The sequence below is a fragment of the Thiolapillus sp. genome (genome assembly GCF_048562965.1).
Lineage (GTDB): Bacteria > Pseudomonadota > Gammaproteobacteria > Chromatiales > Chromatiaceae > Thiolapillus > Thiolapillus brandeum_A.
In genome coordinates, this window is record NZ_JBHNMF010000253.1 from 1 (window position 1) to 4,787 (window position 4,787).

Consider the following 4,787-nt stretch of genomic DNA (forward strand, 5'->3'; position numbering starts at 1 on the left):
CTAACATTGGCGCTTGATGTTATTGACCACCTTTTAAAGGGTGTTTACATACTTCCCCTTCTGCTGTCAAGTTCCGATAGATCATAAACTTTCTTTCGCTGCCGGCCATGGAGAGCGAAGCGAAGGCTGGTAGACCCCAGCAGCCGCGAGGCCGCACTGTTTTCCCGGCTCGCCTTGCGCCGGAGGGAAAACAAAGTAGACCTCCGAACGCGGTGTCCAGTCATATGGGAGCCAAGTACCAGGAGCAGCAACGAGCTTGCGAAGTTGTTGCGCAGTGCTGGGTGACCAGGACGGCTGGGGCACCAATAGGTTGTCAAAGGCCGAGTCGATTTTGGGGACTGGGATGTCCCAAAATCTATCACGAGGCCGAAGACACGCTTGACTAACCTATTTTCGTTCCAATGCTATTTCTCTTAATTGCAATAACTCATCATCCAGCCTGGAAGATACGCTTGATAGAGGGTAACTACTCACCCCTAAGACGAGTACAAGCCTGCCTCATTCATCGCGACGGTCGGCAAATCGAACTGACCCGCCCTACCGCAAGCCCTTGAGGACCGGCTAACCCGGATCATGTTTTCTCTCCGATCGGGGATTTATGCTATCCTTCCGGTTATAATCCTCGTTGGAGAACAGCGCATGATGCGTTACATCCTTACCTTGGCCGCCTGCCTGTCGATGCTGGCCGGCATGGCCGGCGCCAGCCCAGACCCACTCAAGGATCCCAAGTACTGCGGTAGTTGCCACCAACGGATCTACAAGGAATGGGCCTCGTCCCGCATGGGGCAGGACCTGGAGAATCCCATCGTCTATCAGTTCTACACCGGTACCAACCCGGAGGGGAAGAAAGACGGCCTAGGCTTCCAGCCCTTCACCCATGGCGCCAAGGGCGACTGCGCCGACTGCCATGTCCCCGAATTGGTCCTCGATGAGCATGCCAAGGGGCGTGAGGTGGATCTCGGTCAGGTGATGCGCGAGAAGCTCGACCATGGCATTTCCTGCAACTTCTGTCACACCGTGGCCAAGGTCAATATCCGCCAAGACAAGGATGGGCGCTATCACACGCGTATTTTTGAAACAGTCGTGCGTGATACCAACGGTGCCAAGCACGGCCCCTTTGCCGATGCCCAGCCCCCCGCCCACCCCACGACGCAGGATGCCCTGATCCGCTCATCGGAACTATGTGCGACCTGCCATCTGAACCAGGAGAAGTTTCTCTCCATCTCCACCTATGACGACTGGAAAAAGGCCTATGCGGAGGGCAAAACTGACAAGACCTGCCAGGAGTGTCATATGCCGCTGAACGAAGAGCCGGTTCTGCTTGCCGATACGGTGACCGATCGCCCGCGCCGCAATGGCACCCGTGCCCACACATTCATCGGCGCCCATGATCAGGGGATGCTGCGCAAGGCACTTAGCTTGGAAGTAAAGCCGGTGGTCGAGGGTGGAAAACTGGTCGTCAACACCATGGTGGAGAACGTCGGCGCCGGACACAAAGTGCCGGGATCCGGCCCCATCCGCAATGTCATCCTGAAAATCGATGTGCTCGATGCCAATGGCAAGCCCCTGAAATACGTGGGGGACAAGCGCGGGCTTCTTCCCCCACTGGCTGGTTTCGGCAACCCGAAGACCAAGCAGCGTGACGCCAACGACTGGGCCGGCATGCCCGGCAAGATGTACGCCAAGGTCTACCGGTCGAAACCAATTCCGAAAATGGGTAACAAACCCATGGTCGGTGTCGGCGGTTTTGCCGCGGACGCGCTGGTGTTCGATACCGCCCTCAGGCCCCGCGAACCCAATCACGGCAAGTTCATATTCCAACTGCCCCCGACCGGCACCAAAGGCATTACCGTCAAGGCCCGTCTGGTCTATCGCGATGCCTTTAAGCCCCTGTCGGACCGCAAGCACTGGAAACTGGCGCAACGCGACATGGTCGCCAGGACAATCACCTTGGATTGATCCCACTTTTCTTCGCTTCGCTCTCCATGGCTGGCAGCGGAGGATATCTGCTGTTCCATTGGGTTACTTGATTACCCACCAATTTCAGCTATCTCGATTAATCAGTAATCGACGTAAAAACAATGGGTTGCACTGGTTGTTTCATCGTGTAGCTTCTTTACATTGCCAAATTTGGCCAAAATCAACCTTGGTTTGCATCATAGTAAGAATCCAGGTTTGCCTATGTCGGAGGGGTTGGACGCGACTAAATTGGGCTGCCTGGCGGCTGAAGATGGTGGGTAATCAAGTTGGGTTATGACTCCTGCGTGAAAGGTTTGAGGGCGTAGCAGCAGATGCTGCCCGATTCGTCGTAACGGATCTGGCAGCAGGCCTGCAGGGCCTGTTTCAGGCGGCGGCGCGCCCGTTGCACCCGCGACTTTGCGCCGGCCAGTGAGATGCCCTTGGCGCGGGCGTACTCTGCCTGTTTCATGCACTCCAGGTCACAAAGCTTGATCGCCTCTCGGTCGGCTGCATCGAGATCCTGCAGGGCGCGGGGCAGGCACTCGGCGAGAGAATCTACCGCCGCGATCTCGGCGACCGGCGCCGGGGGTTCCTCATGACTCGGCCTTTGACAACCTATTCGTGCCCCAGCCGTCCTGGTCACCAAGCACTACGCAACAACTTCGCAAGCTCGTTGCTGCTCCGTACTTGCCTCCCAATGACTGGACGCCGCGTTAGGATGCCTACTTTGCTTCCCCTCTGGCGCTATGCGCACGACGGGTAAGCAGTGCGGCCTCGCGGCTACTGGGGACTACCAGCCTTCGCTTCGCTCTCCATGGCTGGCAGCGTTTGCAACTATGCCAAACATAAGCTGACCAGCGCCAGAATTGAAGCGGGCAATATCGCAATCGGCATGATCAGAAAGCGTGCGAGGGGTATTCGGGATACGGGGTATTTCAAGCTCAAAATCCGCCAGACTTTATTGCCAGATGACCACTCAATATCTACGGTTCGACATGTTCTTCACTCACATAACCGGAGAAGAACCAAAATAAACAATAATTTCCCGACAAATACAGTCACTTAGGTAGTTCTATGAAATTACTTCCCCGAATATCTACGGATTGCCTACTAACAGATTGTCAAAGGCCGAGTCGATTTTGGGGACTGGGATGTCCCAAAATCTATCACGAGGTCGAAGACACACTTGGAAAGAAACTGGGTCAATGTTTCCATGGTGCCTCTCTATTGGCCAGGCAGATAGAGCTGGGCGCCTTCATCGAGTGTCAGGTTCCTCAAGTGCCCCGCCAGTCCATTACCATGCAGCACGATATGCGCATGCAGGTTGTAACCGGGAACCATGAACAGGCGCTTTTTGTTTTGGCGGCTATAGATCCCCACGATGGTGGCCCTTTGGGCCTTTGCATGGCCGACATGATTCTTGGGCCTGGTATCCAGGCTCCAGGTGGCTTCCTGGATATGACCCTCGATGCGGAAGGGCAATACAGCGTCGTCGCCGCAGCCGAGGTCTTCCTGCATCTCATCGAAGACGAAGGAGAGGTCATCGAAGCTCGATATTGCATCCAGCGACCCAGCCGCCTGCCACCTCGAGGGCGTCGCCAGTTGCAGCATGACGGCGCTCCCGTCGGGTGCCGGGTCGTGACGAACCTCGAAGCCACCGTCCTTCGCCGGCCGGACCATATGGACCTTTCCATGATCGATGGTGAGCTCATAGGCGCGCTGTTCGGCGGATCCATAGCCGATGGTGTTTCGGGAAAGCGCAACCTGCCTCCACCGGACCGTGGCGCTGTAGTCCCCCTGAACGATACGCTCCCGCTCGCCATGGGAGTCCACTGGGTTGATGCACTGTACCTGGGCCGTTGCCTTGGTGGCAAGCAGCCCAAGTATGATCGAGGCGAGGATGTGCCGCTGATCAGCCACAGCAGCCACCACTGGATATGCTGCTGCAGTCGCTGGCGCCTTCACCGCTGAGCCAACTCTCGATCGCTTCTTTGGAAGGAATGCCGCCGGCATGCACCACCTTGCCGTCCACCACCACGCCCGGGGTGGACATAACGCCATAGCTCATGATCTGCAGCACGTCCTCGACCTTTTTCAGTTCGACCTCGATGCCCTTGGCGGCCTCCTCGATCAGTTTGAGGGTGGTTTTGCAATTGGCACAACCGGTGCCCACTACCTTGATGTTTTTCATCGTTACGATACCTCTTGTGTCAGGAGCAGCAGGAGCCGCCTTGTTCTGTGTCTTTCAGGCCCATGGCGCGAAATATATATTTCGCCGGGCACAGTCCGGTAAAGGAGGACTGAAACAGGTTGAAACCGACGAAGGCGACCAACCACAGCCAACTGGGTTGGGTGATGTTGATGGTCCCGCCCAGGTGGGAGAGTGTCAGGCCCAGCATTACAAAGGCCCCGGCCATGGCATTGATGGCTTTGTTCACGGTCATAAAAGTTCTCCTTTTTTCAGGTTTGGAATAGGTCAGCAGCAGCTCTGGCAGCTGGGAGTGGACGAGCAGCAGCTGTTGCCACTCTGGATCTTCAATTCGGGCATGGTGACCCGTTGCTTTGCTGGCGCTGGCGCCGGCTCCGGCAGGGCGATGTCGACCTTTTCGTCAAAAGTCGCGTCCAGTTTCTGAGCGGCCTCATCGCGGATGTGGCGAGCGATCTCGACCACGGTAGCGATCTGTTCGTCGGGAATGTCCATAACGCGCAGCTTCTTGAGCTGACACAGCCCCATGTCAGGATGCTTGGCGGCGATGCCCGCGGCAAGCGAGACCAGGGCGACGATGGACGAGTGCAGTTCGGGTGCGGACATGTAGATCTCCTCTATA

Annotated in this window: 8 protein-coding genes and 1 pseudogene; 3 read left to right on the forward strand and 6 right to left on the reverse strand. The window is 56.8% G+C overall.

Going from position 1 to position 4,787, the window contains the following annotated elements:
• Nucleotides 1–44: 44 nt before the first annotated feature.
• A complete protein-coding gene (locus ACOCD2_RS12505; protein WP_293885945.1) occupies nucleotides 45–362 on the reverse strand; it encodes a hypothetical protein in 318 nt (105 codons plus the stop codon).
• A gap of 211 nt (nucleotides 363–573) precedes the next feature.
• Between ACOCD2_RS12505 and ACOCD2_RS12510 the strand changes: the two genes are divergently transcribed.
• The gene (locus ACOCD2_RS12510; RefSeq protein WP_293672777.1) at nucleotides 574–1,959 is read left to right on the forward strand and encodes a multiheme c-type cytochrome; all 1,386 of its coding nucleotides are present in this window, start codon (nucleotides 574–576) and stop codon (nucleotides 1,957–1,959) included.
• Nucleotides 1,960–2,251: 292 nt separating this feature from the next.
• Here the strand turns inward: ACOCD2_RS12510 and ACOCD2_RS12515 are convergent, their stop codons facing one another.
• Nucleotides 2,252–2,602 carry a sigma factor-like helix-turn-helix DNA-binding protein gene (locus ACOCD2_RS12515; protein WP_293649182.1) on the reverse strand — a complete coding sequence of 117 codons (351 nt, stop codon included), beginning with the start codon at nucleotides 2,600–2,602 and terminating at the stop codon, nucleotides 2,252–2,254.
• Here ACOCD2_RS12515 and ACOCD2_RS12520 point away from each other — a divergent pair.
• Nucleotides 2,555–2,722, forward strand: coding sequence for a hypothetical protein (locus ACOCD2_RS12520; protein ID WP_419584268.1), 168 nt, complete (start codon nucleotides 2,555–2,557; stop codon nucleotides 2,720–2,722). The two genes, ACOCD2_RS12515 and ACOCD2_RS12520, sit on opposite strands and share 48 nt — an antisense overlap.
• A gap of 63 nt (nucleotides 2,723–2,785) precedes the next feature.
• A pseudogene (locus ACOCD2_RS12525) lies at nucleotides 2,786–2,938 on the forward strand (transposase); the annotation flags it as partial.
• A 245-nt stretch (nucleotides 2,939–3,183) separates the two neighbouring features.
• On the opposite strand, the gene ACOCD2_RS12530 reads toward ACOCD2_RS12525, so the two are convergent.
• From ACOCD2_RS12530 to ACOCD2_RS12545, 4 genes are all read right to left on the reverse strand, one after another.
• Nucleotides 3,184–3,879, reverse strand: coding sequence for a hypothetical protein (locus ACOCD2_RS12530; RefSeq protein ID WP_293649184.1), 696 nt, complete (start codon nucleotides 3,877–3,879; stop codon nucleotides 3,184–3,186).
• Nucleotides 3,872–4,150 (reverse strand): thioredoxin family protein, encoded by a 279-nt coding sequence (locus ACOCD2_RS12535; protein ID WP_293649187.1) that lies wholly within the window; start codon nucleotides 4,148–4,150, stop codon nucleotides 3,872–3,874. The genes ACOCD2_RS12530 and ACOCD2_RS12535 overlap by 8 nt, the downstream gene beginning before the upstream one ends.
• 19 nt (nucleotides 4,151–4,169) lie before the next feature.
• Complete coding sequence (locus ACOCD2_RS12540; protein WP_293649190.1) at nucleotides 4,170–4,403, reverse strand: YgaP family membrane protein; 234 nt, start codon at nucleotides 4,401–4,403, stop codon at nucleotides 4,170–4,172.
• A 32-nt stretch (nucleotides 4,404–4,435) separates the two neighbouring features.
• Nucleotides 4,436–4,787 (reverse strand): hypothetical protein (locus tag ACOCD2_RS12545; RefSeq protein WP_305800355.1); only part of this gene is annotated, 352 nt, incomplete at its 5' end.